Below are 26,072 nucleotides of genomic sequence, written 5' to 3'. Positions count from 1 at the left end.
AACGAAGGAGACCCCATGGCACCGAGTCGGGACGCGATCCGCACCACCGTCGAGAACTACGTGAAGTCCGTGGCCTCCGGCACCGTCGACGATGTCCTCGCGCTGTACGCACCGGGCGCTACGGTCGAGGATCCGGTCGGCACGCCGGTCCGCGCCACCGAGGCCGAGATCCGCGAGTTCTACGGAGTGGTCGAACCGCTCGCGCAGACCGGTGAGGTGATAACCCTCAAGATCGCGGAGAACAACGCCGCTTTCGTGTTCCGCCTGGTCACGCACCTGGGTGAGCAGGATCTGGTCATGGAGGTCGTCGACGTGATGACCTTCGACGACGACGCGAGGATCACGAGCATGAGGGCGTTCTGGAGCCAGGAGGACATGCAGACCGTCCCCGCCTCCTGATGGACAGCCTCATCGTCGAGGTCGATGGTTTCACGTGGAACATCGACGATCGGGGCGACGGACCCGCGGTCGTCATGTGCCACGGCTTCCCCGGCCTGGGGTATAGCTACCGGCACCAGTTCGCGCCGCTCGTCGACGCCGGATACCGTGCCGTCGCCCCCGACATGCCCGGCTACGGCCGAACCGGCCGGCCCCGGGAGGCCGAGGAGTACACGAACGTCGCGATTTCCAATCGCCTCGTCCGACTGCTCGACGTCCTCGGGATCGACAGCGCGGTCGTCGTCGGTCACGACTTCGGTGCGCCCGTCGCATGGACGACGGCGCTGCGACATCCGGACCGCGTCGCCGGTCCGGCGGATACCGCTATCGCGACGTATGGTCGCATCCGTCCGAGAGACGCGGATATCTCGACGTGCTGCACACCGCTCCCGAGTTGCCGTGGGATTGGCTCACCGACGACGAACTCGCCCATTACGCGTCCGAGTTCGCCCGCACCGGATTCGGCGGAGGTCTGTCCTGGTATCGCGCCTACGACGCGAACTGGGAGGCGTCGCGTCCCTACGAGGGCGCGAAGGTGCAGGTACCGACGCTGTTCGTGGCCGGCGACCGGGATCCCGTCATCACGATGTCGGGGTCGTCGGCGCTCGAACGGATGCGTGCCTTCGTCCCCGATATGCGCGGTGTCCACCTGCTCGAGGGCGCGGGGCATTTCGTGCAGATGGAATGTCGCGACGAGGTGAACAACCTCCTCCTGCGTTTCCTCTCCGGATCCGGATACCGACGAGAACCGCCGAACAACACTTTCACCGGCGATCATCGACCTAGCATGACGGCGTGGCCAGCGACACGGTTCGTGGATTCGGTCTGGCACTCGCCCTGACGGCACTGGTGGCGGGTGCCTGCTCGTCGGGCAGTTCGGTCGAGACGACGACGCCCGTGCAACTGCATGTCGCCACCGCGCAGGACGACCCGTGGACGCCGCGTCTCGTGCCGCCGCAGGTGCCGGTCGCGGTGCCGCCAGCTCCCCCCGAAGTCGTCGAGGAAGGCGGTGATCCGGTCACCGCGACCGCCGGGACCCCGGCCGTTTCCGGTGATCGGCCGGCGCTCTACGGGGGCAGTCTCGACCGGCCCCTGTGCGATCGCGAAGGGCTCATCCGTCATCTGGAGGAGGATCCCGCCAAGGCCGAAGCGTGGCGCGGTGTCCTCGGCGTGCCCGACATCCGCGGCTACACCGACACCCTCACGGCGGTCCTGTTGCGCGCCGACACCCGGGTGACCATGCACGAGTACCGCGACGGTGCGGCGCGGCCCGTGCAGTCGCTGCTCGAACGCGGCACGATCGTCCTCGTCGACGAACTCGGTGTTCCGCGCGTGCGGTGCGTGCGCGGCAATCCGCTGTCCGCGCCGGTGCTCACCGGAAACGACGAACTCGAAGGTCCGAAATGGCCCGGACTGAACGCCGAGCGGATGTTCGTCGTCCAGCCCGCCGCGACTGCCGTGCGGGAGTTGGAGGTCATCGACATCACGACCGGCGCGATGGTCCCCGTGCCGGTCGGTGAGGCCCTGCCGAAAACCATGGCTCCGGCCGCACCGGAGACCACGGAGGAAACCCGCCCGGAGACCGAGGCGCTGCAGGTACCCGTTCCTGCACCGCGGCGCGATCCGGTGCCGAAAGTCGCGGCACCACCACCGCCTCCTCTCCCGGAACCGTCGCCTCCGCCTCCCCCTGCTCCGGAACCGCCGCCACCGCCACCGCCGCCGGCTCCGGAACCCGCTCCGGCACCGGCACCCCCGCCGGCGCCGCGGGCTCCCGCGCCGCCGCCTCCGCAGATCCAGATCCAGATTCCGGGCGCTCCCCCGGTCGTGATCCCCCTGCCGTTCTGAGCCGTCAGCTCTTTCGAGTCGTCAGCGAGGACGCAGAACGACCTCGGTGGGGTGGGCGTCGACCGGCGCCTCGACGACCTGCCGCACCGCACGCGCCACCGCGCCGGGGCTGAGGAACTGCGACGGGTCGTACTCGCGGCCCTCCGACGCGACGATCGCGCGCTGCATGTCCGTGTCGATCCGGCCCGGGTGGATCGAGGTGACCCGCAGCGCGGGTTCCTCCTCGCGCAGCGCGTCGCCGAACGCCCGCAGTGCGAACTTGCTCGCGGCGTAGGCACCCCACCCGGGGCGAACGCGCAGACCCGCCCCCGAGTTGATGAGCACCACGTGGCCGTTCGCGGTCCGCAGGGCCGGTAGCAACACCTGCGTCAGGGCGACGACGGCGACGACGTTCGCCTCGAACGTCTCGCGCCACTGCCGGGGCTCGCTGTCGGCGATCGTGCCCAGTTCGGCGACGCCCGCGTTGTGGACGAGCACGTCGAGCCGATCGATGTCGGCGGCGGCCGCGGCGACGGCGACGTGATCGAGCAGGTCCACGGGCCACGGCGTGGCGTCGGGCAGTTCCTCGAGGATCGCATCGAGCGACTCGCGACGTCGTCCGCCGAGGAGCAGATCGTGGGTGGGAGCGAGTTCCTGGGCGATCGCGGCGCCGAGACCGCGACCCCCTCCGGTGACGAGAGCTGTGGGGCGCATGATCACGAGCCTAGGAAGCAGACGGTGGGGCGGCCACCGCACCGTGCTCGAGACCGGCCAGGATCTCGGCGAGCCGGTCGTCCGGAGGGGTCTCCACCGCCGGGTCGCGCGGGAACCGGAGTTCGAGGAACGCCTTGGGTCGCGACAGCACGTACTCGCGCGCCAGATTCCTCAGCCGCGTGCGCAGTCGCACGTCGTTCGCGGCGCGGACTCCGGCGATGTCGATGCCCGCCCGCCGGCACAACGCCACTGCGCGCGGAAGGTGGAAGGCCTGGGTCGTGATCAGCGCCTGCCGCACGCCGTAGGTGGCCACCGCACGCCGGGCGGTGTCGTAGGTGTCGAGACCGTACGGGTCGGCGACGATCCGTTCCCGGTTCACACCCTGCTCGACGAGATACGCGATCATCGCCTCGATCTCGTCGCCCGAGGTTCCGGCCCCGTCGCCCGAGACGAGCACGGCTTGCACCCGTCCCCGTGCCATCAACGCGACCGCGACGTCGAGGCGGCTGCGGAGCACCCGCATCGGACGGCCCTCGTGCACCCGCGCGCCCGGCACGATCACCACCGGGGCGGGCGGCGCGCCGTCCACCTCGTACATGAGGTCCTTCGCTTCGGACGCCACGCGGGCGGAGACGAGTGTCAGCGCGGACACCGCACCGACGACCAGTGCGGAGACCGCACCGAGGGGGGACGACGACCGGACGGATTCGAGCATGCGTCCCAGATTACGGACGCCCGGCGGCCACAATGGAGGGGTGGACCCCGTCGACGCACTCCGCGAAGTCGCCTTCTGGCTCGAACGCGAACACGCCGACACCTACCGTGTGCAGGCCTATCGACGCGCGGCGGAGGTGCTCGCCGAGGTGAGCGACCACAAGCGGGAGGTTCTGCGGAAGACCGACTCGTGGACCGATCTACCGGGCGTCGGAAAGAAGACCGCGACGGTCGTCCGGGAGTCGTTCGACAAAGTGCCCGCCTATCTCGAGCAGTTACGCGAGGAGGCCGACCCGATCGGGCGCGGCGGCCGCGACCTGCTCGAGTCCCTGCGCGGCGACCTGCACACCCACTCGAACTGGTCCGACGGCGGCAGCCCGATCGACGAGATGCACCGCGTCGCGTCGACGATGATCGGGCACGAGTACTTCGCCCTCACCGACCACTCCCCTCGCCTGAAGGTCGCGAACGGGCTCACCGCGGAGCGGTTGCGCTCGCAGCTCGCCGTCGTCGCGGAGATCAACGAGAACGACAGTGGTTCAAGGATTCTCACGGGTATCGAGGTCGATATCCTCGACGACGGGTCGCTCGACCAGGACGAGGGGCTGCTCGCCGAACTCGACGTCGTCGTCGCGAGCGTGCACTCGAACTTGCGGGCCGACCGGTCGGCGATGACGAAACGCATGCTGCGTGCGGCGGCGAATCCCCACGTCGACGTCCTCGGGCACTGCACCGGCCGGCTCGTCGCCGGGGGGCGCGGAAACCGTCCCGAGTCGAAGTTCGACGCCGAGAAGGTCTTCGCCGCATGTCGCGACCACGACACCGCCGTCGAGATCAACTGCCGGCCCGAACGCCGCGACCCGCCGTCGCGTCTCATCGACCTCGCGCTCGAGACGGGCTGCCTGTTCTCCATCGACACCGATGCGCACGCACCCGGGCAGCTCGACTGGCTCGGGTACGGTTGCGAACGTGCCGTCGAGCGGGGTGTCGAACCCGAACAGGTGATCAACACCTGGGAGATCGACGACCTGCTGGCGTGGGCCGACAGGTAGGAGATGCGCGTGGAACACGTCGACGTACTGATCGTGGGAGCCGGATTGTCCGGCATCGATGCCGGTTACCGGTTGCAGACACAGTGCCCGGATCTCGGGTACGCCATCCTCGAGAGTCGCGACGCGATCGGTGGTACGTGGGATCTGTTCCGCTATCCGGGGATCCGATCGGACAGCGACATGTACACGCTCGGCTTCCCGTTCCGCCCGTGGCGGGGCGAGAAGTCCATCGCCGACGGCCCCGACATCCTGCAGTACATCCGCGACACCGCCGCCGAATTCGGCATCGACCGACGGATCCGATTCAGCCACAGGGTGATCGATGCATCCTGGTCGTCGGAGGACGCCCGGTGGACGGTGCGTGCCTCGACCGGGCACGGAACCGTCGAGATGTCCTGTTCCTTCCTCTATCTCTGCAGCGGCTACTACAGCTACGAGTCGGGTTACCTCCCCGACATCCCCGGTCTGCAGGACTTCGCGGGTACGGTCGTGCATCCGCAGTTCTGGCCCGAGAACCTCGAATACGAGGGGAAGAGGATCGTGGTGATCGGCAGTGGCGCCACGGCCGTCACGCTCGTGCCCGCCCTGGCGGAGAAGGCCGAGCACGTGACGATGCTGCAGCGCTCCCCCACCTACGTGATGTCGCTGCCCGCGCGCGACCCGATCGCGACGCGGATTCGACGCCTGTTGCCGGACAGGGTGGCCCACCGCGCAGTGCGGACGAAGAACGTCGTAGCCAATCTCGGCTTCTACCAGTTCTGCCAGCGGTTCCCCTCGGCCGCGAAACGCATGTTGCGCACCCTCACCGAACGTCGCCTACGCGGCAGGATCCCGGTCGATCCCCACTTCTCACCGCGCTACGACCCGTGGGATCAGCGACTGTGCGTGGTCCCCGACTCCGACCTGTTCCGCACCCTGCGCGCCGGGAAGGCCGAGATCGTCACCGACCGGATCGACACCGTCACCGAGAAGAGTGTCCGCCTCGAGTCCGGCCGCGAACTCGAGGCCGAGATCCTGATCCCCGCGACGGGTCTGCAACTGGTGCCTGCGGGCGGAATCGAGTTCGTCGTCGACGGGGAGAAGATCGACCTCTCGGCCCGGTTCATCTACCGTGGCATGATGCTCGACGGCCTGCCCAATGCCGCGATGTGTCTCGGCTACACCAACGCGTCGTGGACCCTGCGTGCCGATCTCGCGTCCCTCTACGTGTGCCGGTTGCTGCGGTACATGCGACGCAACGGTTACCGTTCGGCGGTTCCGAGGTATTCGGGCGACGGGCGTACCCGCCCGCTGCTCGGTCTCGACGCCGGGTACATCCACCGCGCGGAAGGTGCTCTGCCCAAGCAGGGTTCGCGCAGCCCGTGGTTGATGCGGCAGAACTATCTCCTCGACCTGCCCACCATGCGGCTCGGGCGTGTCGACGAATCGATGCAGTTCACGCCCTGACCCGTCAGCGTCGGCGCGCCGCCAGGTGGACGTCGGGGAAGCGATGGTCGGCGTCGGGGCGGCCGACCGTCCGCCACACCTCGTCGAATCCGGCGTCGGACAACGCCGCGGCGAGACGATCCGGGTGCCACCGCCACGCCGGCGCCACCGCGTGATCGAACTCGACCACCTCACCCGGCGCGTCGGTGGTCTGCCCCGCGATGAGCACCACGCCGCCGGACGGAATCCGCTCCGTCCAGCCGTCGAGGATCCCGGGGATCTCGGACGGCGGAACGTGGATGAGGCTGAACCGCGCGATGATCGCGCTCGGAACCACGTCGCGGAGCTCATCGGACCCGAGTCGCGCGTCGTCCCGCACGAATCGCAGGGCGGGGTAGGCGCCCCGCGCGATGCGCAGCATCTCGGTGCTGGGATCGAGGCCGATCACGTCGAGTCCGCGGTCGGCGAGATCCGCGGCCACGTATCCGGGCCCGCAGCCCACGTCCAGCACGACACCCTGCACCTGGCTCTGGCACACCATCTCGGAGAAGGCGGCGACGGTGTGGCGTTCGAGCGGAGTCAGGTACGGATCGGGAAACAGCTCGACGTACAGATCCGCGAGGGCGTCGTATCCGGGCTGGGTCACTCCGGCATGGTACGACGGGCCGCGATGAGTTCGACCCCGTTCGCAGGTCCTATCCACGACGAGGCAGTGACCACGGGAGGGAATTCATGATCATCGTCGCAGGACATCTCACCGTCGACGCCGACAGGCGTGAGTTCTATCTGGCGACCTGCAGGTCCGTCGTCGAGGCCGCCCGTAGAGCGCCGGGCTGCCTCGACTTCGCTGTCACCGCCGACCTGATCGAGCCCGACCGCGTCTGCATCTACGAACGGTGGGAGTCACAGGCACACCTCGACGACTTCCGCGGCAGCGGACCCGACGACGATCAGGCCCGGGAGATCCGGTCGATAAAGGTCTCCGAGTACCTCGTCCCGGATGTGCAGCCGTCGAACGAGTAGTTCTCGTCGCAGATCCCGCCGGAAATCGACAGGATCTGCGCACGCCGTCAGCGTTGCTCGAGCTTCTCGTCGGGATACCGCGCGAACCGGCCGGCGTCACGTTCGTGCACGGGACCGTCGCTGTCCCAGGGCCATCCGCCGAATCCGGTGCGGCGGTAGTCCTCGAACGCCTGGCGGACACCCGCCTCGTCGTTGAGCACGAACGGGCCGTACGAGACGACGGGTTCGCCGATCGGGCGACCCTGCAGCATCAGGATCTGCGTGCCCTCGTCGCCGCCGGTGAGGTGCACCGGCACCGACGCGTCGACGACGGCCCCGTGCCCGGACTCGATCGTCCGGTCACCGATCCGCACGGGGGAACCGTTGTACACGTACAGGACCCGTTGCGTCTGCTCACCGCGCGCGGCCGGCAGTTCCCAGCGCGCACCGGACGACAGGTCGATGTTCCAGATCGCCACGTCGGTGCCGGGTCGGGACGCCCACGAATTCGGCGGGGGCGGCGGCGGAGTCACGTCGTCGAGCTCACCGGCGATGACGCGGACGGAGACGGTGCGTCTGTCCTCGTCCGAGACGGTCACGGTGGGGGTGTCCTCGTTCCACAGCATCGAGAAGTGCGGATCGACGGTCTTCGACTCGGCGGGCAGGTTCAGCCAGATCTGGAACAACTCGAGCGGATTGTCCGAATCCTTGTTCAGCAGAGGGAACATCTCGCTGTGGACGACCCCGTTGCCGGCGGTGAGCCACTGCGTGTCGCCCTCACCGAAACGCGCCGCCGCGCCCACCGAATCGGAGTGGTCGACGAAACCCGAGCGCACGAAGGTCACCGTCTCGAAGCCGCGGTGCGGGTGGCCGGGGAATCCTGGGACGGTGGTGCCGTGGTACATGCTCCAGCCCGCCGGGTTGCCGAAGTCCTGGCCGATCGGGCGGCCGTCGAGCGACGCGTCGGGTCCGAGCTCGTCGTTGCCCGCCGGATACGCGTCGACGTGGTGTGCGACGAACAGGAAGGGATCGATCGTCTGCCAGGGCATACCGAGCCGGAAGACCTGGAGTACCGGAGTAGGGGCTGCTGACGTCATGACCCGTGCAACTACGTGCCCGTGCTCTTTGTTCCGGGCGGTGTGGTGGCCTCGCTGTCGTCGAGCACGCGCGCCCCGGCGGCGAACTTCTCGACCTGGTCACCCAGCCGGATCTGCGCGGGGACGGCTCCGCCGAGCAGGTCGCGGGCCAGGGCCGGGGAGTCACCGAGCGGCAGGTCGCTGCCGGCGATGACGACGTTGCCGTAGCGGCGTCCCTTGAGCATCGCGGGGTCGGCGATGATCACGGTGTGCTCGAAGACCTCACCGATCGTCGCGGCCTCACGTTTCGCGACGGTCAGGTCGCGGAAGTCGCCGCAGTTGACGACGTAGACACCGCCGGGCGCGAGCACGCGTCGGGCGTGCTGTGTGAACTGGAGGGTGGTGAGTGCGACGGGAGTGCGGTTGTAGGCGAAGACATCCCGCACGATCACGTCGCGGCTCGCGTCGGAGAGCGAGGTGAGGACCTGACGGGCCTCCCCCACCCGGATACGCAGCAACGGAGCGCGGGGCAGATCGAACCAGTGGCGGACGAGTTCGGCGAGGCGACCGTCGATCTCGACGACGACCTGCCGAGCGTCGGGGTAGACCGCGGCGAAGTAGCGCGCCATCGTGCACGCACCCCCACCGAGGTGCAGCACGCGCAATCTCGAGTCGTGTTCGAACCTGCTCTCGACGAGCATCGCGATCCACCGCATGTACTCGAACTCGAGCAGGGCCGGGTCGCTCAGGTCGATGTGCGAGCTGGGCACCCCGTTGATCTCGAGGACCCATCCGTCGGCGAGATAGCGGTCCTTGACGAGCTCGCACGTACCCGTGTCGATGTCGTACAACCCCTCGGCCGGGCCGCCCGGTGCACCCGTCTTCTCCTTGCGCGGCGACGATGCGGCGCGGCCACCTCGTTGCCTGCTCATACGACGAGCCTAGTACCGGCTCGTTTGCCTCGGATCAGAGGCATCGTGCCGACGAACGAACTCTGGTCGGGGAAGAACAGCTGGTTGAACACCAGGCTCGCAGCCGTCGCGTAGAGGAAGAAGTCGTACCACTCCACCGTGGTGCCGAGCAGGCTCGCCGCGACCACGGTGCGTAGTCTCCTGCGACGATCGAGATCGGACTCGGGTGCGGAACTGGGCTGTGACAGCGTGGTCACGGACTCGATTCCCGGTGGTGGACAGCGTGCAACCCGGCGACGCCAACCACGTCCGACACATTCACACACGGGCGGGCAACGGCCCGGTCGACTTCCAGGCCGAATACATCCAGGTCGAGAACGCCCAGCTCCAGCGCATCCCCGATCCGGTGCCGCCGCTCTTCTTCGGCGGGTCCTCTCCCGCCGCCGGCACCGTCGCATCGCAGTTCTGCGACACCTATCTCACGTGGGGCGAGCCGCCGGCCGCCGTCGCCGACAAGATCGCGTGGATCCGCGGCCTTGCCGACATCCAGGGACGCACCCTCGACTACGGCATCCGCCTGCACGTCATCAGCCGGGACACCTCCGACGAGGCCTGGGCCGAGGCCGACCGCCTGCTCTCCGCGCTCGACCCCGCGACCATCGAGAAGGCCCAGCAGAGCCTGGCCCGCTCCGGTTCCGAGGGGCAGCGCCGGATGGTCGAGCTGCACGGCGGCGGCAGCGCTTACGACACGAGCAAGGACGCCCGCAGCCTCGAGGTCTCCCCCAACCTGTGGGCGGGCGTCGGACTCGTCCGTGGTGGCGCGGGCACCGCGCTCGTGGGTTCCCACGAGGAGGTCGCCGACCGCATCGCCGAGTACGCCGAGATCGGACTCGACCACTTCGTGTTGTCGGGCTACCCGCATCTCGAGGAGGCCTACCGCTTCGGTGAGGGCGTGCGTCCGATCCTCGAGCGTCGCGGCCTGCTCGCCCCGGCCTCCCACCGCCCGGGCGACCTGTCGGGCTCGACGGCCTTCCTGCCCTCCGCGCACTGACCATCCCCTGACACATCGATACAGCACAGCTCGACACAGCGCCGGCGCGAAATGTGTCGGCGCTGTTACAGCTGCGGCCCTCGTCGTGCGGATCCGTCCGCAGCACAGAGAATGGGGGCCATGCCGGACCGAGGATTCACCTCCACACAGCTCGCCGCACGCGCGGCGTACCTGCTGCGTGGGAACGACCTGGGCGCCATGACGAGTGCCGCTCCCAAGCTTTATCCACACATGTGGAGTTGGGATGCGGCGTTCGTCGCCGTGGGGCTCGCGCCGCTCAGTGTCGAACGGGCGGTGGTCGAACTCGACACCCTGCTCTCGGCGCAGTGGAAGAACGGGATGATCCCACACATCGTCTTCGCCAACGGTGTCGACGGCTACTTCCCGGGCCCGGCGCGCTGGGCGGTCTCCGAACTGGCCGCGCACGCACCGGCGCAGGTGCAGACCTCGGGTATCACACAGCCTCCCGTGCACGCCATCGCCGTACAGCGCATCCTCGAGCATTCACGACGGCACGGCCGCTCGACACGTGCTGTCGCCGAGGAGTTCCTGGATCGCCGGTGGGCGGATCTCGTGCGGTGGCACCGCTGGCTCGCGCACGCACGCGATCTCGACGGCAACGGCCGCATCGCGCTGTACCACGGGTGGGAGTCGGGCATGGACAACTCCCCGCGCTGGGATACGGCGTACGCCAACGTTATCGCCGGTCCGGTGCCGCCCTTCCATCGCGAGGATCTCGAGCACGTCGCCGACGCCACCCAGCGACCCACCGACCGTGAATACGCGCGTTATCTGTGGTTGCTCGAGGAGATGAAGACGGCGCGTTACGAGGACAGCGTGCTCGCGAAGGCCATGAGCTTCGCGGTCGAGGACGTCTTCGTCAGCGCGGTGTTCTCGCTGTCGTGCGAGGTGCTTGCAACCATCGGTGAGGAGCATTCCCGTCCCAACGCGGATGTGCGCGAGCTGTATCAGTGGGCCGAGCGGTTCCGGAAGGGCGTGATCACCACGACCGACTCCCGCACGGGCGCGGCGAAGGATTTCGATCTACGCAGCGGGAAGTGGGTCGCCACCGACACTCTCGCGATGTTCGCGCCACTGCTGTGCGGCGGTCTCGACCGGCAGGCCGAGAGGGCGCTGCTGCGCACCTTCGAAGGGCCGAAGTTCTGCGGGCATCCGGATCTTCGCTATGCGGTACCGCCGTCGACGTCCCCTGTCTCGGGCGACTTCCGTCCCCGCGAGTACTGGCGCGGACCGGTGTGGCCCGTGATGACGTGGTTGTTCTCGTGGGCGTTCGCCCGTCGTGGTTGGGCCGAACGGGCCAACGTGCTTCGCGCGGAAGGACTCCGGCAGGTGAGCGACGGCACCTTCGCCGAGTACTACGAACCGTTCACCGGCGACCCGCTCGGCAGCATGCAGCAGTCGTGGACCGCCGCAGCGGTATTGGACTGGCTCGGATGACCCGTGCGTGGTTCCGGGAGCGAGCGCGACCGGAACCACGCACGAGGTGTCAGACCCCGATACGTCCGCCGTCGGACTTCCACGCCGCGACCACGGCGGGACGCGGCTGGGAGTCGCCTCCGTCGGGCCAGTGCGAGGCCGGCGACGCCCACGACGCGTCGTCGGTCTCCCCGGGATGCTGGACGCACACCACGACCCGGCCGTCCTGCACGATCGGCCCGCACGTCTCGGCGCCGATCGGCACGGTGAGGAACTGCTTCGTCTCACCGCGGCGCGGTCCGTCGAGGACGACGCTGAACAATCCGTCGTTGGAGCCGAGTGCGTTGCCGTCGGTCGAGATCCACAGGTTGCCGTACGAATCGAAGGCCAGGTTGTCCGGGCACGAGATCGGACTGACCTGCGACTTGTCGAAGCCGCCGAAGTAAGTGTCGGCCTCGTTCGGGTCGCCGCACACGAGTAGCAGCGTCCACGTGAAGGACGTACCCGCGTGGTCGTCGTCGATCTCGAGGACCTGACCGTTCTTGTTGTTCTCGCGCGGATTCGCCTCGTCGGCCGGCGCGGCGCCGTCGACGCCGCGCTTGGTGTTGTTGGTGAGTGCGACGTAGACCTTGCCGGTGACCGGATTCGGTTCGAAGTCCTCGGGGCGATCCATCTTCGTCGCGCCCACCCGGTCGCCGGCGAGGCGGGTGAACACCGCGACCTCTTCGGCGCTCATGCCGTCGACCAGCGACTCGGCGCTGCCGTCCTCGTTCGCGCGCAGCAGCGGGATCCACTCGCCGCTGCCGCGGAACTCGCCGGCCTCGGGAAGTGTTCCGGATCCGTCGATCTCGTCCGGATGGTCACCGCTGAGCTTCGCGACGTAGAGCGTGCCTGCGTCGAGCAGGGTCATGTTGTGCCGCATCGCAGCTCGCGAGTTTCCGGGCTGCATCTTCCGCGACGAGACGAACTTGTACATGTAGTCGAAGCGTTCGTCGTCACCGCTGTACGACACGACGGTGCCGTCGTCGGTGATGTGGACGGTGGCCGCCTCGTGCTTGAACCGTCCCAGTGCGGTGTGCTTGACGGGCACCGAATTCGGATCCCACGGATCGATCTCGACGATCCACCCGAACCGGTTGACCTCGTTGGGTTCCGCGGCGATGTCGAAGCGCCGGTCGAATCGTTCCCACTTCCGTTCGGTTTCCGCGCCCTCGAGTCCGTACCGGGCGAGACGTTCGGCAACGACCGGGTCGGTGACGCTCTCGGCGTTGGCGAAGTACTGGTTGAAGTTCTCCTCGCCCGACAGCACGGTGCCCCACGGGGTGAGCCCGCCGGCGCAGTTGTTGAACGTCCCCGCGACCCGCGTGCCCGTCGGGTCGGCGGTGGTCTTCAGCAGGCCGCTGCCCGCGGCCGGTCCGGTGAGAAGGAACTCGGTTGTTCCGGTGATACGACGGTTGTATTCGCCGAATTCCGGTGTCAGGCGCCCGGTCCCGGGCTCGCCCTTCACCTGGACGACGGACAGCCCGTGACCGGCGATGCCGATGCGTACCTGTTCCTCGGTCGGGTCGTCCGCGTCGTAGTCGGCGAACATGAAGGGCTCGGTGGTGTATTCGTGATTGACGACGAGCAGGTAGGTGTCGGGTCGGCCGTCCACCGGGAGCAGACCGGCGAAGTCGTTGTTGAACCCGAACTGCTTCTCCTGTGCGGTCGCCGTCTGGTTGCCGATGTCGAAGGCCGGTGCATCGGGCAGCACCGGATCCCCCCACCGGATGACGACGTCGTTCTCGTACCCTTCCGGAACCGTCACCGCGTCATCGGTGTTCGGTGCGACCGCCGTGAAGTTCGTGCCGTCGGGCACCGGCCCGAGATCGCCTGCCGCCCCAGCGTCACTACCGGCGGCGGCAGTGGAATCGTCCGCACAGGCCGTCAGAACGCCACCGGCGCCGACGGCGAGCACGGCCATGGCCCCGCCCCGCAGGACCCCGCGACGCGAGACGGCCGCGCGCACGATGTCGCCGAAGTATTCACTGCGGGAGGTGTTCGGGACGGCGTGCGAACAGGCATCCCCGCACTTGTACTTGCACGTGATGTTCGAGCGCGACGATATGCCGTCGTGCGTGACGAACAAGGGCAGGACTCTACGGGCCACAACGTTCTCCTCGTAAATCGGTTCGACGCCGGAACCGTAGGAGCGTCAGGCGAGTCGGACGGAACGAGAAGGTGAACACCCGATGAGCATTCGGCGGCCGTGAGACGGCGGTCACAGAATGGGCCGAGGTCCGCCCGGGGCGATGCGGTCGGGATCCACGATCGGCCGGGCACCGGGACGGTCGTCATCGAAGAACGCGCCATCCGGCGACTCCTCCTCGTCGTCCTCGACCTCGCCGGGCCTGCCGTCGACGAAGGGCACCACCCGGTTCGTGATCGCGGTGTTGTATTCCGCGGGAGCCTGGATCGGATTGGCGTGTCCGGTGCGGTCGAGTTTCGACACCAGCAGCGTGCCGTCGACACCGCCGGACTGGTCGATCAGGATCCGGTGACTGTACTCGACGTCGACGACGTTGTCGTTCACGGCGTTCCGTGGCCGGAGGAACGCTATGGCGGGACGGATCTTGTCGTCGCGTTCGTCGGCGAGTGCCCTCAGGTTGTCGATTGCACCGGAGGCGACGATCGCCCGGAACTGCGATTCGATCAGTCCGTTGCTCGCGGCGTCGGTCGAGAAGATCTTGTCGTTGAGCACCTCGACCGCGACGTCGTGCAACTCTTCGGTGTCGATACGGCGGTACCACCGGTCCGAGGGGAGCACGAAACGGTCCATGCGGGCGACGACCTCGACGAGCATGCGCATGCTGCGGCTCTCCCGTGCGCCGGGCAGCCAGCCGATCCAGCGCAACAGGTCCTCACCGGCGTCGCGCGCGTCGGCCCGCACGGCGTGCAGGTCGAGCGGCGTGCAGTCCAGGATCACGCCGGTCACCTCGAGATCGGTGTCCTGATACAGGTGCTGGGCGACCTCGAGGGCGATGATCCCACCCATGCTGTGCCCGGTGAGCACGATGTTCTCGATCCCGGACCACGCGGCACGCTCGTGGATCAGGCGGCTGACGACGGCGGTGTCGAGACCGCTGTTGTCGTACTCGACCGCCCACACCTGCCCGAGTTCGCTCAGTGCGGGCAGTGCCGTGGCGGTCTCGGTCGCGTCGAGGTTGCCCAGGCCCACCAGGTCGACGACCGCCGTGTCGCGGTCCTCCCGCGTCGCCGCGTCGTGGATCGGATGTAGCTGTGGCTGCGTGAGAGCGAGTCGCTCACGGACCGGCGCGACGTCCCATGCCCAGTACTGGGTGAACAGGGCGACGAGCGGGAGCGCCGCGACGGCGGTGCGCGCGAGGGCTCGTCGAAGCCGGCCGAACCGTACCCAGTGATGACCGGCGCGGGTATCGCGGAGACGTCGCCGCCGCCGACCGTCGTCCCAGTCGTCGGCGGTGCAGGGCGGTAGCCATGGTGCGTTCGACATGCACCACCGATGCTACCGACGTACTGTGCTCGGCTCAGGGTCCGTCGGCACGGGCCGGGATCAGCTCAGCCCCGTCAGCGGGGGTGCGGAGTTGTCGTCTCGCCACGCGATGGCTTCGCGCAGTTCGGTGAGGTCGTAGTCGGGACCACCGACACCCACCGTGAACTGCGTGATCCCGAGCTCCACATAGGACGGGGCCGCGTCGGCGCCGGGCCACGAGGTGGACCGTTCGATGTCCTCGGGTCGACGACCGGCCTCGGCGCAGCGCTGCGCGAGGATCTCGGATCTCTCGGCGTGGGTCTCCATCTCGCCGAAGCTGTGCCAGATGTCCGCGTACTTCGCGACCATCGGAAGCGTCTTCTTCGGGCCGCCGCCACCGATGAGGATGGGAATGTGCCGGGTGGGCTGCGGGTTCAGCTTGCCGAGGCGATTCACGATGCGGGGCATGTACTCGGCGAGCAGGTCGAGGCGGGAGCCCTTGGTGCCGAACTCGTAGCCGTACTCGTCGTAATCTCGTTCGAACCAGCCCGAGCCGATGCCGAGGATGAGACGACCGCCGCTGATGTGGTCGACGGTGCGGGCCATGTCGGCGAGCAGGTCGGGGTTGCGGTAGCCGCCACCGGTGACCAGTGCGCCGATCTCCACGCGCTCGGTCTGCTCCGCCCAGGCGCCGAGCATCGTCCAGCACTCGAAGTGGGCGCCGTCGGGGTTGCCGTAGAGCGGGTAGAAGTGGTCCCAGTTGAACACGATGTCGGCGCCTGCGTCCTCGGCGCGGAGCACGGTGTCGCGGATGACGCCGTAATCGGGTTGCTGCTGGGGCTGTAGTTGGAGTCCGATGCGAATGGGGCGCGTCATGGAGTCCAGGTTAAGAGAGTGTGTCTCATGTGGACGGCTTCTTGAAGCAAGTGAGTGCAGCACCGAGATGGAGGAACCCGACGAAATGTTCCCCGCCGGGCTCGATAGTGATCGGCGGACGAGGGGAACGCGCACGACGATGACCTCCAGCTCGGGCGCAGCCGGACGGCGGGCCGGGTCCGGGGCCATGTCGGCAGTTTCCCGCGCGTCCTTCTCCAGAGTCGCTGCGGTCTCGGCGAACTGGTCGAGCGCGGGATTCACGCCGACGAGTGTGAATCGCGTCCGATCACGGTGACGTCGCCACCCCACAGGTCGCCGAGGATTCGGACGAGGAACGCGGTGCTGTGATCCCAGCCGTCGCGCGGGGCGCGGGCGCCGTAAGAGCCGCCGCGGGTGATGAGTAGAACGACGGGCTTACCGTCGAGGAATCGATCGCTGGCGGCGCCACCGGCAATGACAAGGTCGATCAGAGGTACTGCAGTCGGGACCGGCGGGGGATGTCGCCGAATTTACCGGCGTGAAAGTCCTCGAATGCATTGGTGATTTCCACCTTGGTGTTCATGACGAACGGTCCGCCGAGCACCACGGGTTCGCCGATCGGCGGTCCGCTGAAGGTAAGGATTCGTGCGGGGGTGTCGCCGTCGGTGGTGTCGATGTCGATGGTGGACGAGCCAGCGTGCGTGCACCCGGAGCGCAGCGCCGGCAGATGGACGAGCAGAGGGAACGAAAGCCGCACCTCGCACCTTTTGGTACCGAATGCCGTACCGAAGTGGTACCGTTTAATGTACCGGTTCAAGAGCTGGGCCGAGAGACTTCGGAGAAGGAGTACCTATGGCTGCTATCACTGCTACCGAAGCGAGAAAGAACTTCTTTCCGCTGGTCGAACAGGTCAACAAGGACCACACCCCTGTGGAAATCGTATCCAAGCGGGGCAATGCCGTCCTGATGTCGAAGGATGACTACGACGCCATGCTCGAGACCTCGTACCTGATGCAGTCTCCGGCCAACGCCCGACGACTGCTCGCCAGCATGCAGAGAGCTCGCGGAGGTGAATACACCGAAAGGGAACTCATCGAGTGAACATCACCTTCACCGACGAAGCCTGGGACGACTACCAGTTCTGGATCTCGACCGACAGAAAGCAGCTCAAGCGTGTCAACGAGCTGATCAGGGATTGCCAACGAGACCCGTACTCGGGGATCGGCAAACCCGAACGGCTCAGACATGCCCTGTCAGGACTGTGGTCTCGACGTATCGACAAAGAACACCGCCTGGTCTACGAGGTCATCGACGGTGCCCTGGTTATCATCGCCGCCCGCTACCACTACTGACCCGATCCACGGTCCGACGACCGAATCCGGGCAGGATTATCACTTCTGACTGAGCAACCGCAGACACATCCTTGCCGATGGTCGGTGTTGCCCACCGCCAGTACCGGCGAGCCGCACGCAGCGCGGATCGTCCACCCGTGCGGAGCAGTGATTTCGACGGCCAGGTCATCGCCGTGGCCGGTGCAGCGCGCGGTGATTTCGTCCGGTCGAGGTGTGGTGATCTCGGTGTCCGAGTGCGTATCTCCCCAGCCGAGCGCGATGCTGCCCAAATCGGTGCTGGTGCCGGTGACGACGCGGCCACTGAACGAGGTGGACACTGCCGCAGCGTCGCGCGGCTGGTCGCCGCATCCGGTCAACGCGACAAGTCCGCTCGCGAGGGCCGCCCCCGCGAGCGCCGCGCGACGCATCTGGTCGACCTGCTCACCGACGGCGTCGGCTTCGACGTCGGGGACCTCCGCCTCGATCGGCGTGGCATCCTCATCATCGAACCGACGCGTCGCTCGCGCGAGCTTCTCGCCTGGGTGAGCCGTGAGGTGTGTACGCCGACGAGTCCGGCGGCCCGACGAGTCATCCGGTTCTACCGGAACAACCGCCGCAACCGTCCGTTCGGCACGTTGAGGTCGAACGCTTTCGGATCGACACGTTCCCCGGGTTCCAAACCAAGCCAGTCGCGTATGTCCTCGTGCTTGTCTGCGGTCGGATCATTGACTGTCTCGACGAGGTGCTCCCAACCCCACGATCCCCCCGAGTCCTCGGCGGGTGCCATGCCACGCCCGGTCGTGCATACCGCGCGTGGAGCGTCCGGTTCGATATCACCGATCACCTCGACGACGATCTCGTGGATCCACCTGTCACCGAAGTCGTACTCGTAGGTCAGCTTCGAACTCACCTTCGGAAGTGCTGATCCCAGATCGTCTGCCTGTCATCGTCGAGGTCGATGTACTCGTCCACCGTCTCGATACAGTCCTCGAAGTCGGCATCCGAGCCCGTCCACAACCCCGACTCGCCGAGGAACAGGAGATATACCGCCACCTCACCGGCGATCAGAAGCCGGTCTTGTTCACCGCCCGGCACCACCTCGAGCAGATGGTCGATGTCCGATGTGCGCCACGCGGTCGCCGAGAACCGGATCGTGTCCTGAGCGAGTAAGTCCACTGCCTGCCCGACACCGACGACGTGCGCCGCGGCCATCTCCACCCCGGTGCTTATGCCGCTGTCGAGCAGCCACGCATGGAATATGGGTATGAGCCGCTGGTACTCGTCGACCGCGGTTCGGCGAGAGCGATCTGCGAGCGAGACCACCGTCCCCTGGTTCTTCTGCGCTCGCTTCTTGGCTTTCGCGGCGCGCTTCTGCCCGGCCGAACCTCTGCTCTTGTCGGACATGTGGCAGGACCTTTCATCGACGACCGGTTTCTGTCGCGCCCACCCGATGCATTCCTGCCTCGCACACGCGTGTCCGGCAGGCTTGTCGGCAGGCGATCGGTATCGGACACTGCTCGGTATGTATCGCCGAGCGAAAGGCCGCCGAACTTCGTGGACATGGTGATCGCCCGCAACCCGGACCCGGAATCACGGCTGCCGTTCCTACTGCGCCTGCCCCTGTCGGACGGACTGGTGTTTCGCACCTCCGACACCTGGCCGCGTACCAAAGCCCTGTTCTGCTATCCCGTTCCGGCCGACGAGTGGCCTGAGGACCCCGAGATCGTCGAGCAGGTTCGGTTGCGTTCGTGTGTGCGTCGCGGCGCCGCGATCGACGTGGTCCTGGACCGGGGACGGGAGAACCGGTCGCAGATCGTGTTCACCCAAGCTCGGGGGCGCGATGCCGTGTTCTGGCAATCCCCGCGCACTCGGAAGCAGGCACGTCCGAATGTGCGCACCCCCACCGCCCGAGCCGCCGGCATCGCCGAACTGACGATCGTCGTCGATTCCCACGAGCGTTACCCCTACAAATTCCCCGGGCAGCAGGTCGACACCGTCCGCCGTGCGCTGGCGTGCGGAGACTACGGTCTGCTCGTCGACGACCGGTTGGTCGCCTCGGTCGAACGCAAGTCGTTGGCCGACCTGGTAGGCAGCCTGACCAGCGGGAGGCTGCGTTTCGCGATGGCCGAGCTCGCTGCCCTGCCCCGCGCCGCAGTGGTGGTCGAAGACCGTTACTCGGCGGTGTTCAAGTTCGAACGGGTCCGGCCGGCGATGATCGCGGACGGTCTCGCCGAGCTGCAGGTCCGCTACCCCGGTGTGCCGATCGTGTTCTGCGAGACTCGTCAGCTCGCCGAGGAGTGGACCTACCGCTATCTCGCCGCCGCGCACGAGTGGACCGGCGTCGAGGACGCGGCGTGTGACCGCATCACACCGCAGCACAAGGACGCTCCCACCGCGGAACCGTCCACCGCCGACGTACGCGCGTGGGCCCGCGGCGAGGGCATGAAGGTCCCCGATCGTGGCCGGCTCCGTCCCCAGGTGTGGGCGGCCTGGCGCAACGCTCACGCCTCGGGGTGAGGCTGAACGCCGCAGCAGCCGATGCCACGTCCTGCCGTTTCGTGCGGAAGGCGCGGCGACTGCCACGCGCGCTCGATAGACCGCGCCCCATCCAGCGGTTCGACGCCACGCCGTGCTGAGCACGGCGATCACGTCATCGTCGAGCATGATTACTGAATCGTCCCTGATCTCATCGAGGGTGAGCCAGACATCCCGGAAGGATCACCCCAGACTCATCATGGCGAACTACAAATACCCTCAGGAACTGGCGTGAGCGAGCGACCCGACTCGCCGTCGAAGCCCGCCGTGACCCCGACACACGCACCGGCGCGCCATCAACCGGATCGCCGAGCAGACCGGCGTCCACAAGGAAGCCCTGCGGACCTGGGTGCGCAAAGCCGAAGACGACGAGCTCCCGACCGAGCCGGTCGATGCCGAAGCGCGCATCCGCCGTCCGGAGAAAGAGAACCGCGAACTACGGCAGTTGATGGAGATACTTCGCTCTGCCACAGTGTTTTTCGCGAAGGCGGAGTTCGTCCCCCGCAAGTGCGAGGTGGCCCCACGCCGACTGAAGTAATCGCCTGTGTTCATCGACGAACACAAACACCGCTGGGGGATCGAACCGATCTGTCGCGTTCTGTCGGAGAACACCGGCCGGGAAGACGTCGAAGCGGCCACCGTGCAATGGGTGCATTGGTTCGATACCGAACGGGTCCACGGCATACTCGACTACCGCACCCCGACCGAGATCGAGACCGCCTACTACGCACAACCACCGGCCGCACCTGCGGCCTGAGGACTGAACACACGCTCAGCCTCAACAAAACTCGGGACTTGACGATCCAGTGGAACAACCCGACCCGAGTGGTCGGACGATCAGCCACGTCAGCAGAGCGATCGTTACCGCACAACCATATTCACAGCAACGCGCTCAGCTGATCGGTGCATTCGGGCTAAGGAAACATCTCGTATCGTCGCCCGAGTTCCCGCAGGAAGGACTCGAGAACGAGGTCGAAGCTCTCGGCATCGATCTCGGCGGCGTACTCGCGAAGCCGATGCGCCTGCGACAGATGCGGATACCGCTCGTTGTAGGTGTCGATGTGATCGTCGAATCCGCCCGCGAACGAGGTGATCGCGGAACCGATGACGATGTACTTGATCGAGGCTCCGATCATCGTCGCGAAGCGGGGCGGCCAGCCGGCGCGGGTGAGGCCGCCGTGGATGGCGTCGGACGCCTGGAGGGAGACGGGCCGGGTGCCGGGACTCGAGGCGAGGAAGGGCACCATATTCGGGTGCGCGGCGAGCGCGTCGCGGTAGGTGCGAGCCCAGCGTCGGAGCGCTTCCTGCCAGTCGTCCTCGGCGAACCCGCTGACGTCGACCGATTCACCGATGGCGTCGGCGATGTCGTCGAGCAGTTCTTCCTTGGTGGCGTAGTGGCTGTACAGCGACGGGGCGCGAACACCCAGTTCGGCGGCGATCCGACGCATCGAGACGGCGTCGAGGCCGTGCTCGTCGACGAGTCGTAGCGTGACGTCGCGGATGAGCTCACGGCTGAGCAGAGGCGTGCGCGGGCGCGCCATCCATCGTCCTCCTTCCGGCCCGACCTGGACGAGCTAACAATGTAAGGTTAGTTTGGAATCGCGAGAAGCGCTACGGCGCCGGCATCCCTGGAAGGTCCCTCCATGAACCTGAAGCTCACCGAGGAGGAGCGTGCGTTCCGCGACGAACTGCGCACCTTCTTCACCACCGAGATCCCCGCCGAAGTGCGTGCGAAGACCGCCTCCGGCACTCCGCTGGGCAAGGACGACTACGTCGCCGTCCAGCGCATCCTGCATTCGCGCGGCCTCGCCGTTCCCAACTGGCCCGTCGAATGGGGCGGTCAGGACTGGACGCCGATGCAGCGCAACATCTGGCTCAGCGAGCTGCAGCTCGCGTCGGTGCCCGACCCGCTGCCGTTCAACGCGTCCATGATCGGGCCGGTCATCGCACAGTTCGGCTCGCAGGAGATGAAGGAACGCTTCCTCCCCGCCACCGCCAACCTCGACATCTGGTGGTGCCAGGGCTTCTCCGAGCCCGAGGCCGGCTCCGACCTCGCGTCCCTCAAGACCCGCGCCGTCCGCGACGGTGACGACTACATCGTCAACGGTCAGAAGACGTGGACGACGCTCGCGCAGCACGCCGACTGGATCTTCTGCCTCGTCCGCACCGATCCGAACGCGAAGAAGCAGGCCGGCATCTCGATGCTGCTCTTCCCGATGGACACCCCGGGCGTCACCCTCCGTCCGATCAAACTGATCGACGGCGGCTACGAGGTCAACGAGGTCTTCTTCGAAGACGTGCGCGTTCCCGCCGAGAACCTCGTCGGCGAGGAGAACACCGGCTGGACGCAGGCGAAGTTCCTGCTCGGCAACGAGCGCACCGGCATCGCCCGGGTCGGCGCCACCAAGGTCAAGCTCGCGCGGGCGAAGTCCCTCGCGGCCGAGACCCGCTACGGCAGCGGCTCGCTGCTCGACGACCCGATCTTCGCGGCACGACTGGCCGAACTCGAGAACGAGCTGCTCGCTCTCGAGCTCACCCAGCTACGCGTCGTCGCCGGCTCGGCCGACGGCAAGCCCAACCCGGCATCGTCGCTGCTCAAGATGCGCGGCTCCGAGTTGCAGCAGGCCGCGACCGAACTGCTCGTCGACATCGCCGGCCCCGATTCGCTGCCCGCCGGCGAGGCCGGTATCGACTCGCCCGACTGGGCGCAGCTGACGATGCCGACCTACCTCAACAACCGCAAGGTCACCATCTACGGCGGGTCGAACGAGGTTCAGCGTTCGATCATCGCTTCCTCGATTCTCGGACTGTGAGGCCCCGGACATGAATTTCGAACTCGACACCGAACAGGACATGCTCCGCGCGACCGTCCGCGACCTGCTCTCCGGCGCGTACGACGTCGAGTCGCGCAACCGGGTGGCCGAAGGTGACCTGGGCTGGAACCGCGACGTATGGAAGCAACTCGGCGAACTCGGCGTGCTCGGCCTGCCCTTCGCGGAGGAGCACGGCGGCATGGGAGCCGGACCGGTGGAGGTCATGGCCGTCATGACCGAGATCGGCCGCGCGCTCGCACCCGAGCCCGTGCTCGACTGCGTTTACCTGCCCGGCCGGCTCGTCGCCGAGGTCGGCACCGACGCGCAGCGCTCCGACATCCTGCCGCAACTGTCCGAGGGCACCGTGCTCCTCGCGTTCGCGCACGACGAGCCGGGCAGCCGCTGGCCGCACACCGAGGTGGCCACCACCGCGGCGCGCGACGGCGACTCCTGGACCGTCTCCGGTCGCAAGAATCCTGTGCTGCACGGTGATTGCGCCGACACCTTCATCGTCTCCGCGAAGCTCCCGGAGGGTGGCGTCGGACTGTTCGTCGTCGACGCATCGGCGGACGGTCTGGTCCGCACGCCGTACCGCACCCACGACGAGCGTCGCGGTGCGCAACTCGTGCTCGACGATGTTGCGGCGACCCCGCTCGGTGAGGCGGCCGACGCGTCCGCCGCCATCACCGCGGCGCAGGTGCACGCGCAGGCGGCACTGTGCGCCGAGGCGGTCGGTGCCCTCGACTCCTCGGTGCAGCTGACCACGAGCTACCTCAAGCAGCGCAAGCAGTTCGGTGTGCCGCTGTCGATGTTCCAGGCGCTCACCCACCGTGCGGCCGACATGTACGTGCTGTACGAGCTGGCGTCGAGCATGAGCCTGTACGCGACCATGGCCCTCGCCGACGGCATCGTCGACCCGACCATCGCCTCGCGCGCCAAGCTGCAGGTCGGCCGGTCCGCTCGGAAGATCGGCCAGGAGTCCGTGCAGATGCACGGCGGCATCGGTGTCACGGCCGAGCACTCCATCGGCCACTACCTGAGCCGCCTGACCGCGATCGAGCACACCCTCGGCACCATGGACGATCACCTGCGGGTGCTCGCCGGCGGTGTGAAGGACTACGAGCTCGTGGAGATCGCCGGAATGTGACCGATCGGGCTCACTCCTGGGGCAGCAGTGTCCCCAGCGGACCGAGATCGATGTTGAGATCCTCGGGGGTGAGCCCGAAATGGTCGCGCAGTTCGCCCATGCGCTGCTCGAGCAGCATCAGTGTCGTGCCGAGCCGTTCGATCTGCTCGTCGCTGAGATCCCCTGCATCCATGCGGTGCAGGGCCTGACGCTCCATCACCTGCCGGAGCAGTTCGACGAGCGTGAGCACCAGCGTCACCAGACCCCGCTCCACGGATTCGGGATCGGCGTCGATACGCGACGGGAAGTTCACCGGCTCGCTCACGAACCCTCCCGGGCCCCACGGGGAACGGGGACGTCGACCCCGGGCAGCGACAGGGTACTGACCGACGAGATCAACGCGCGTAACGAGATCCGCACCAGATCGATATTCGCGATCGACAGTGTGATGTCGCCGGTGATGACCACGCCGCCCGACAGCACCCGATCCAGCAGATCGATCAGAGCGATCCGCCGTTCCTCGTCCACCGATCCGTCGGCGTATCTCACGGCGAGATCCGTTCTGCTCCAGCGAACGAGTAGGGCGGCCACGGGCCGCTCGTCTCGAGCCTGATCCCCGGATTCAGGGACCCGAGTTCCTCCACCTCGGAATAGAATTCGTCCGCCCTGTCGTCGTCGACGAGATATGTCCCGTTGAGCAGCATCCACTCCTGGCTGCCGCTCAGTGCCGGATCGGTCGGCGCGCTCCGGCGACCCGCGGCCGACACACGCAGCAACCGATCGTGGATATCGGCGGCGCGTTCGGCCGCATCGCGTTCGATGCTCTCCTGCGCCGCCAGTTGCGCGCGGCGACGCAGCAGATAGGCCGTGCCCCTGCCGGAACCCGCACCCTCCGCATGCGCTTCCGCGGCGGCCGCGGTCAGCGCCTTGCGATCGGCGAACGCCTTGACCCCCCATTCGGTACGACCGGTCACGAGGGCGAGCGCAGACGCGAACTGCTCCCGGTGCTCGGTGAGCAGGGCCCGGACCCGTTCGTCGTCGAGGCAGACGGTCGCGAGTCGAAGGGGTACCACGGAGACGTGCCGTGCCAATCCGGCGACGACCGAATCATGGGCGCGGGCAACTCTTTCCAGCCAGTCCAGGTCCTCGAGATTGCGAGCCAGTGCGGCCTCGCCGAAATCGTCCAGGGGCACCGTTCCGACGACGGCGGTCAGTCCGCCCTCCTGCACCGTGCGGACCTGCTCGCCGGCGACGCCGGAGGCGCCCTCGGTCTCGTGGCCGACGAGCGTCCCGTCGGTCACGGCGTACATCCAGGTCCCGGTCGTGTCAGTCACGGTTCTCCTCGTCCACGATCTCCGCCGGTTCCGACTCCAGTTCCTCCGCTCGGGCCTCGAGTGCGGCCAACCGTTCGCGAAGCTGCCGGTTCTCCAATTCGAGTTCCACCCGGCTCGAATCGACCTCGGGTGCGCGAGCCTTGCTCGTCAACCACGGATCGCTCTCCCACCAGTCGATCCCGACGGCCTTGGCCGTCTCGAGCGATGCGATGACGAGGCGGAGCTTGATCGTGAGCAGTTCGATGTCGAGCAGATTCACCTGGATGTCGCCGGCGATGACCAACCCCTTGTCCAGGACACGTTCGAGGATGTCGCCGAGATTGGTCGACCGTCCTCCACCCCCGTAGGGCTGCGGCGACGACATGCCGCCTCCCCCACCGACCACCGTCATGACCCGGTCCTTGCGCCGATGTCGCTGCTGCCGCGTCCGTAACGCCGGGTCCGCCGGTACGCGAGCAGATCACCGTCCAGATCGACCTCCACCTCGTAGAGCGCGAGCATGTCGGCCGACGACGGAATCCGCCTGTCTTCCACGACCTCCACCTCGACGACCCATCCGTCCTCGGTGGGTTCGACGGAGGTGACCCCCTGAGCTTCCTTCGAGGTCAGTTCCTTCAGATGTGTGAGGGCCGCCGATGCGGCCTCGGCCGCCGAGATCGCGGGCGGGCCGGTGTCCTGCGCCACGGGATCACTCCTTTCCCCCGGCGGGGCCGGAGCCGCCCCGGGAGATCATGCGGTTCAGCACGGCCTGCTGCGCCTCGTCCTTCTCCTCGGGGGTCAGCTCACCCGCCTCCGCCGCTTCCTCGATCTGCTCGAGTTCGCGCCGCACGTTGGCGGGATCGTGCAGTTGCTGTTCGACCTGCTCCTGGATGATCTCTCCGAGCCACATCACTCCCCTGACGGGAGCGAGGGGCAGCGTGAGCAGGGAGGTCAGCAGACCCATC

At 67.5% G+C, this 26,072-nt stretch carries 31 protein-coding genes and 3 pseudogenes; 14 read left to right on the top strand and 20 right to left on the bottom strand.

The window, feature by feature from the left end; genetic code table 11:
• The first annotated feature begins 15 nt into the window (after window positions 1-15).
• The 3 genes and pseudogenes from K3M35_RS09110 (at window position 16) to K3M35_RS09100 (ending at window position 2,283) form a co-directional block, all read left to right on the top strand.
• Window positions 16-399 carry a nuclear transport factor 2 family protein gene (locus K3M35_RS09110; protein WP_006550872.1) on the top strand — a complete coding sequence of 128 codons (384 nt, stop codon included), beginning with the start codon at window positions 16-18 and terminating at the stop codon, window positions 397-399.
• A pseudogene (locus K3M35_RS09105) lies at window positions 399-1,279 on the top strand (alpha/beta fold hydrolase). Before K3M35_RS09110 ends, K3M35_RS09105 begins: the two are co-directional and overlap by 1 nt.
• Window positions 1,234-2,283, top strand: a complete 1,050-nt coding sequence (locus K3M35_RS09100; RefSeq protein WP_217579363.1) for a DUF6777 domain-containing protein — start codon at window positions 1,234-1,236, stop codon at window positions 2,281-2,283. The pseudogene K3M35_RS09105 and the gene K3M35_RS09100 overlap by 46 nt, the downstream one beginning before the upstream one ends.
• A 21-nt stretch (window positions 2,284-2,304) precedes the next feature.
• On the opposite strand, the gene K3M35_RS09095 is transcribed toward K3M35_RS09100, so the two are convergent.
• Both K3M35_RS09095 and K3M35_RS09090 read right to left on the bottom strand, forming a co-directional pair.
• The gene (locus K3M35_RS09095; RefSeq protein ID WP_217579364.1) at window positions 2,305-2,976 is read right to left on the bottom strand and encodes an SDR family oxidoreductase; all 672 of its coding nucleotides are present in this window, start codon (window positions 2,974-2,976) and stop codon (window positions 2,305-2,307) included.
• A gap of 10 nt (window positions 2,977-2,986) precedes the next feature.
• Window positions 2,987-3,691, bottom strand: a complete 705-nt coding sequence (locus K3M35_RS09090) for a vancomycin high temperature exclusion protein (RefSeq protein WP_006550869.1) — start codon at window positions 3,689-3,691, stop codon at window positions 2,987-2,989.
• Window positions 3,692-3,731: 40 nt separating this feature from the next.
• Here K3M35_RS09090 and K3M35_RS09085 point away from each other — a divergent pair, with 40 nt between their 5' ends.
• Both K3M35_RS09085 and K3M35_RS09080 read left to right on the top strand, forming a co-directional pair.
• Window positions 3,732-4,742 carry a PHP domain-containing protein gene (locus K3M35_RS09085; RefSeq protein WP_019290504.1) on the top strand — a complete coding sequence of 337 codons (1,011 nt, stop codon included), beginning with the start codon at window positions 3,732-3,734 and terminating at the stop codon, window positions 4,740-4,742.
• A gap of 3 nt (window positions 4,743-4,745) precedes the next feature.
• Window positions 4,746-6,188: an NAD(P)/FAD-dependent oxidoreductase gene (locus K3M35_RS09080; RefSeq protein ID WP_217579365.1), complete on the top strand. Its 1,443-nt coding sequence runs from the start codon at window positions 4,746-4,748 to the stop codon at window positions 6,186-6,188.
• Window positions 6,189-6,192: 4 nt separating this feature from the next.
• On the opposite strand, the gene K3M35_RS09075 is transcribed toward K3M35_RS09080, so the two are convergent.
• The gene (locus K3M35_RS09075; protein ID WP_064060754.1) at window positions 6,193-6,813 is read right to left on the bottom strand and encodes a trans-aconitate 2-methyltransferase; all 621 of its coding nucleotides are present in this window, start codon (window positions 6,811-6,813) and stop codon (window positions 6,193-6,195) included.
• An 86-nt stretch (window positions 6,814-6,899) separates the two neighbouring features.
• On the opposite strand from K3M35_RS09075, the gene K3M35_RS09070 reads away from it, so the two are divergent.
• Entirely contained in the window at window positions 6,900-7,190 is a 291-nt protein-coding gene (locus K3M35_RS09070) for a putative quinol monooxygenase (protein ID WP_217579366.1), read from the top strand.
• 47 nt (window positions 7,191-7,237) lie between these two features.
• On the opposite strand, the gene K3M35_RS09065 is transcribed toward K3M35_RS09070, so the two are convergent.
• The 3 genes and pseudogenes from K3M35_RS09065 to K3M35_RS09055 all read right to left on the bottom strand — a co-directional run.
• Window positions 7,238-8,218: a pirin family protein gene (locus tag K3M35_RS09065; protein ID WP_217580264.1), complete on the bottom strand. Its 981-nt coding sequence runs from the start codon at window positions 8,216-8,218 to the stop codon at window positions 7,238-7,240.
• Window positions 8,219-8,277: 59 nt separating this feature from the next.
• Window positions 8,278-9,177 (bottom strand): spermidine synthase, encoded by a 900-nt coding sequence (locus K3M35_RS09060; protein WP_217579367.1) that lies wholly within the window; start codon window positions 9,175-9,177, stop codon window positions 8,278-8,280.
• A 41-nt stretch (window positions 9,178-9,218) separates the two neighbouring features.
• Window positions 9,219-9,413, bottom strand: a pseudogene (locus tag K3M35_RS09055) (MFS transporter); the annotation flags it as partial.
• Window positions 9,414-9,484: 71 nt separating this feature from the next.
• Between K3M35_RS09055 and K3M35_RS09050 the strand changes: the two are divergent.
• Both K3M35_RS09050 and K3M35_RS09045 read left to right on the top strand, forming a co-directional pair.
• Window positions 9,485-10,207, top strand: a pseudogene (locus K3M35_RS09050) (LLM class flavin-dependent oxidoreductase); the annotation flags it as partial.
• 120 nt (window positions 10,208-10,327) lie between these two features.
• Window positions 10,328-11,665, top strand: a complete 1,338-nt coding sequence (locus K3M35_RS09045; protein ID WP_064852694.1) for an amylo-alpha-1,6-glucosidase — start codon at window positions 10,328-10,330, stop codon at window positions 11,663-11,665.
• A 49-nt stretch (window positions 11,666-11,714) separates the two neighbouring features.
• Here the strand turns inward: K3M35_RS09045 and K3M35_RS09040 are convergent, their stop codons facing one another.
• The 4 genes from K3M35_RS09040 to K3M35_RS09025 form a co-directional block, all read right to left on the bottom strand.
• Window positions 11,715-13,793, bottom strand: a complete 2,079-nt coding sequence (locus tag K3M35_RS09040; RefSeq protein WP_217579369.1) for a PhoX family phosphatase — start codon at window positions 13,791-13,793, stop codon at window positions 11,715-11,717.
• 111 nt (window positions 13,794-13,904) lie between these two features.
• Window positions 13,905-15,155, bottom strand: a complete 1,251-nt coding sequence (locus tag K3M35_RS09035) for an alpha/beta fold hydrolase (RefSeq protein ID WP_064060749.1) — start codon at window positions 15,153-15,155, stop codon at window positions 13,905-13,907.
• 60 nt (window positions 15,156-15,215) lie between these two features.
• Window positions 15,216-16,010: an LLM class F420-dependent oxidoreductase gene (locus K3M35_RS09030; protein ID WP_019290512.1), complete on the bottom strand. Its 795-nt coding sequence runs from the start codon at window positions 16,008-16,010 to the stop codon at window positions 15,216-15,218.
• A 466-nt stretch (window positions 16,011-16,476) separates the two neighbouring features.
• A complete protein-coding gene (locus tag K3M35_RS09025) occupies window positions 16,477-16,746 on the bottom strand; it encodes a pirin-like C-terminal cupin domain-containing protein (protein ID WP_019290514.1) in 270 nt (89 codons plus the stop codon).
• Window positions 16,747-16,841: 95 nt separating this feature from the next.
• Between K3M35_RS09025 and K3M35_RS09020 the strand changes: the two genes are divergently transcribed.
• Both K3M35_RS09020 and K3M35_RS09015 read left to right on the top strand, forming a co-directional pair.
• Complete coding sequence (locus tag K3M35_RS09020) at window positions 16,842-17,090, top strand: type II toxin-antitoxin system Phd/YefM family antitoxin (RefSeq protein WP_060652490.1); 249 nt, start codon at window positions 16,842-16,844, stop codon at window positions 17,088-17,090.
• Window positions 17,087-17,341 (top strand): Txe/YoeB family addiction module toxin, encoded by a 255-nt coding sequence (locus K3M35_RS09015; protein WP_024102500.1) that lies wholly within the window; start codon window positions 17,087-17,089, stop codon window positions 17,339-17,341. Before K3M35_RS09020 ends, K3M35_RS09015 begins: the two co-directional genes overlap by 4 nt.
• On the opposite strand, the gene K3M35_RS09010 is transcribed toward K3M35_RS09015, so the two are convergent.
• The 3 genes from K3M35_RS09010 to K3M35_RS09000 all read right to left on the bottom strand — a co-directional run bounded on the left by K3M35_RS09010 (window position 17,335) and on the right by K3M35_RS09000 (window position 18,724).
• Window positions 17,335-17,658: a hypothetical protein gene (locus K3M35_RS09010; RefSeq protein WP_217579370.1), complete on the bottom strand. Its 324-nt coding sequence runs from the start codon at window positions 17,656-17,658 to the stop codon at window positions 17,335-17,337. The genes K3M35_RS09015 and K3M35_RS09010 overlap by 7 nt on opposite strands.
• Window positions 17,659-17,918: 260 nt before the next feature.
• Window positions 17,919-18,230, bottom strand: coding sequence for a plasmid pRiA4b ORF-3 family protein (locus K3M35_RS09005; protein WP_064060746.1), 312 nt, complete (start codon window positions 18,228-18,230; stop codon window positions 17,919-17,921).
• Entirely contained in the window at window positions 18,227-18,724 is a 498-nt protein-coding gene (locus tag K3M35_RS09000; protein ID WP_064060745.1) for a hypothetical protein, read from the bottom strand. Before K3M35_RS09000 ends, K3M35_RS09005 begins: the two co-directional genes overlap by 4 nt.
• Window positions 18,725-18,880: 156 nt before the next feature.
• Here K3M35_RS09000 and K3M35_RS08995 point away from each other — a divergent pair, with 156 nt between their 5' ends.
• Both K3M35_RS08995 and K3M35_RS26855 read left to right on the top strand, forming a co-directional pair.
• Window positions 18,881-19,837 (top strand): ERCC4 domain-containing protein, encoded by a 957-nt coding sequence (locus K3M35_RS08995; RefSeq protein WP_019290518.1) that lies wholly within the window; start codon window positions 18,881-18,883, stop codon window positions 19,835-19,837.
• Window positions 19,838-20,150: 313 nt separating this feature from the next.
• Window positions 20,151-20,393 carry a transposase gene (locus K3M35_RS26855; RefSeq protein ID WP_081263412.1) on the top strand — a complete coding sequence of 81 codons (243 nt, stop codon included), beginning with the start codon at window positions 20,151-20,153 and terminating at the stop codon, window positions 20,391-20,393.
• Window positions 20,394-20,769: 376 nt separating this feature from the next.
• Here the strand turns inward: K3M35_RS26855 and K3M35_RS08985 are convergent, their stop codons facing one another.
• A complete protein-coding gene (locus K3M35_RS08985; RefSeq protein WP_006550849.1) occupies window positions 20,770-21,396 on the bottom strand; it encodes a TetR/AcrR family transcriptional regulator in 627 nt (208 codons plus the stop codon).
• A 102-nt stretch (window positions 21,397-21,498) separates the two neighbouring features.
• On the opposite strand from K3M35_RS08985, the gene K3M35_RS08980 reads away from it, so the two are divergent.
• Window positions 21,499-22,668 carry an acyl-CoA dehydrogenase family protein gene (locus K3M35_RS08980; protein ID WP_019290521.1) on the top strand — a complete coding sequence of 390 codons (1,170 nt, stop codon included), beginning with the start codon at window positions 21,499-21,501 and terminating at the stop codon, window positions 22,666-22,668.
• Window positions 22,669-22,678: 10 nt separating this feature from the next.
• Window positions 22,679-23,815: an acyl-CoA dehydrogenase family protein gene (locus K3M35_RS08975; RefSeq protein WP_006550847.1), complete on the top strand. Its 1,137-nt coding sequence runs from the start codon at window positions 22,679-22,681 to the stop codon at window positions 23,813-23,815.
• Window positions 23,816-23,825: 10 nt separating this feature from the next.
• Here the strand turns inward: K3M35_RS08975 and K3M35_RS08970 are convergent, their stop codons facing one another.
• From K3M35_RS08970 to K3M35_RS08945, 6 genes are read right to left on the bottom strand one after another with little or no spacing between them, the layout of a single operon-like run.
• Window positions 23,826-24,119, bottom strand: coding sequence for a gas vesicle protein K (locus K3M35_RS08970; RefSeq protein ID WP_064060744.1), 294 nt, complete (start codon window positions 24,117-24,119; stop codon window positions 23,826-23,828).
• Window positions 24,116-24,343, bottom strand: a complete 228-nt coding sequence (locus tag K3M35_RS08965; protein WP_064060743.1) for a gas vesicle protein — start codon at window positions 24,341-24,343, stop codon at window positions 24,116-24,118. The genes K3M35_RS08970 and K3M35_RS08965 overlap by 4 nt, the downstream gene beginning before the upstream one ends.
• Window positions 24,340-25,128: a GvpL/GvpF family gas vesicle protein gene (locus K3M35_RS08960; protein WP_006550844.1), complete on the bottom strand. Its 789-nt coding sequence runs from the start codon at window positions 25,126-25,128 to the stop codon at window positions 24,340-24,342. The genes K3M35_RS08965 and K3M35_RS08960 overlap by 4 nt, the downstream gene beginning before the upstream one ends.
• Entirely contained in the window at window positions 25,121-25,519 is a 399-nt protein-coding gene (gvpJ, locus tag K3M35_RS08955; RefSeq protein ID WP_033098478.1) for a gas vesicle protein GvpJ, read from the bottom strand. Before gvpJ ends, K3M35_RS08960 begins: the two co-directional genes overlap by 8 nt.
• Window positions 25,516-25,812, bottom strand: coding sequence for a gas vesicle protein GvpO (gvpO, locus tag K3M35_RS08950; RefSeq protein WP_019290524.1), 297 nt, complete (start codon window positions 25,810-25,812; stop codon window positions 25,516-25,518). Before gvpO ends, gvpJ begins: the two co-directional genes overlap by 4 nt.
• Before the next feature lie 4 nt (window positions 25,813-25,816).
• Window positions 25,817-26,071 (bottom strand): gas vesicle protein GvpG, encoded by a 255-nt coding sequence (locus tag K3M35_RS08945; RefSeq protein WP_019290525.1) that lies wholly within the window; start codon window positions 26,069-26,071, stop codon window positions 25,817-25,819.
• Window position 26,072 lies beyond the last annotated feature (1 nt).

This window comes from Rhodococcus sp. DMU2021, from assembly GCF_019641445.1.
In the GTDB taxonomy this organism is placed as follows: domain Bacteria; phylum Actinomycetota; class Actinomycetes; order Mycobacteriales; family Mycobacteriaceae; genus Rhodococcus; species Rhodococcus pyridinivorans.
Note: the sequence above shows the minus strand (reverse complement) of the source record. Positions and strands in the feature narration are given on the sequence as shown.

Coding starts and splice junctions, on each gene's coding strand:
- K3M35_RS09080 (WP_217579365.1), top strand. CDS start 4,746: ATGCGCGTGGAACACGTCGACGTACTGATCGTGGGAGCCGGATTGTCC.
- K3M35_RS09090 (WP_006550869.1), bottom strand. CDS start 3,691: ATGCTCGAATCCGTCCGGTCGTCGTCCCCCCTCGGTGCGGTCTCCGCA.
- K3M35_RS09110 (WP_006550872.1), top strand. CDS start 16: ATGGCACCGAGTCGGGACGCGATCCGCACCACCGTCGAGAACTACGTG.
- K3M35_RS09045 (WP_064852694.1), top strand. CDS start 10,328: ATGCCGGACCGAGGATTCACCTCCACACAGCTCGCCGCACGCGCGGCG.
- K3M35_RS08945 (WP_019290525.1), bottom strand. CDS start 26,071: ATGGGTCTGCTGACCTCCCTGCTCACGCTGCCCCTCGCTCCCGTCAGG.
- K3M35_RS09000 (WP_064060745.1), bottom strand. CDS start 18,724: ATGTCCGACAAGAGCAGAGGTTCGGCCGGGCAGAAGCGCGCCGCGAAA.
- K3M35_RS09070 (WP_217579366.1), top strand. CDS start 6,900: ATGATCATCGTCGCAGGACATCTCACCGTCGACGCCGACAGGCGTGAG.
- gvpJ (WP_033098478.1), bottom strand. CDS start 25,519: ATGACGGTGGTCGGTGGGGGAGGCGGCATGTCGTCGCCGCAGCCCTAC.
- K3M35_RS09060 (WP_217579367.1), bottom strand. CDS start 9,177: ATGAGCAGGCAACGAGGTGGCCGCGCCGCATCGTCGCCGCGCAAGGAG.
- K3M35_RS09030 (WP_019290512.1), bottom strand. CDS start 16,010: ATGACGCGCCCCATTCGCATCGGACTCCAACTACAGCCCCAGCAGCAA.
- K3M35_RS09020 (WP_060652490.1), top strand. CDS start 16,842: ATGGCTGCTATCACTGCTACCGAAGCGAGAAAGAACTTCTTTCCGCTG.
- K3M35_RS09095 (WP_217579364.1), bottom strand. CDS start 2,976: ATGCGCCCCACAGCTCTCGTCACCGGAGGGGGTCGCGGTCTCGGCGCC.
- K3M35_RS08980 (WP_019290521.1), top strand. CDS start 21,499: ATGAACCTGAAGCTCACCGAGGAGGAGCGTGCGTTCCGCGACGAACTG.
- K3M35_RS08975 (WP_006550847.1), top strand. CDS start 22,679: ATGAATTTCGAACTCGACACCGAACAGGACATGCTCCGCGCGACCGTC.
- K3M35_RS08985 (WP_006550849.1), bottom strand. CDS start 21,396: ATGGCGCGCCCGCGCACGCCTCTGCTCAGCCGTGAGCTCATCCGCGAC.
- K3M35_RS09035 (WP_064060749.1), bottom strand. CDS start 15,155: ATGTCGAACGCACCATGGCTACCGCCCTGCACCGCCGACGACTGGGAC.
- K3M35_RS09065 (WP_217580264.1), bottom strand. CDS start 8,218: ATGCCCTGGCAGACGATCGATCCCTTCCTGTTCGTCGCACACCACGTC.
- K3M35_RS08995 (WP_019290518.1), top strand. CDS start 18,881: ATGGTGATCGCCCGCAACCCGGACCCGGAATCACGGCTGCCGTTCCTA.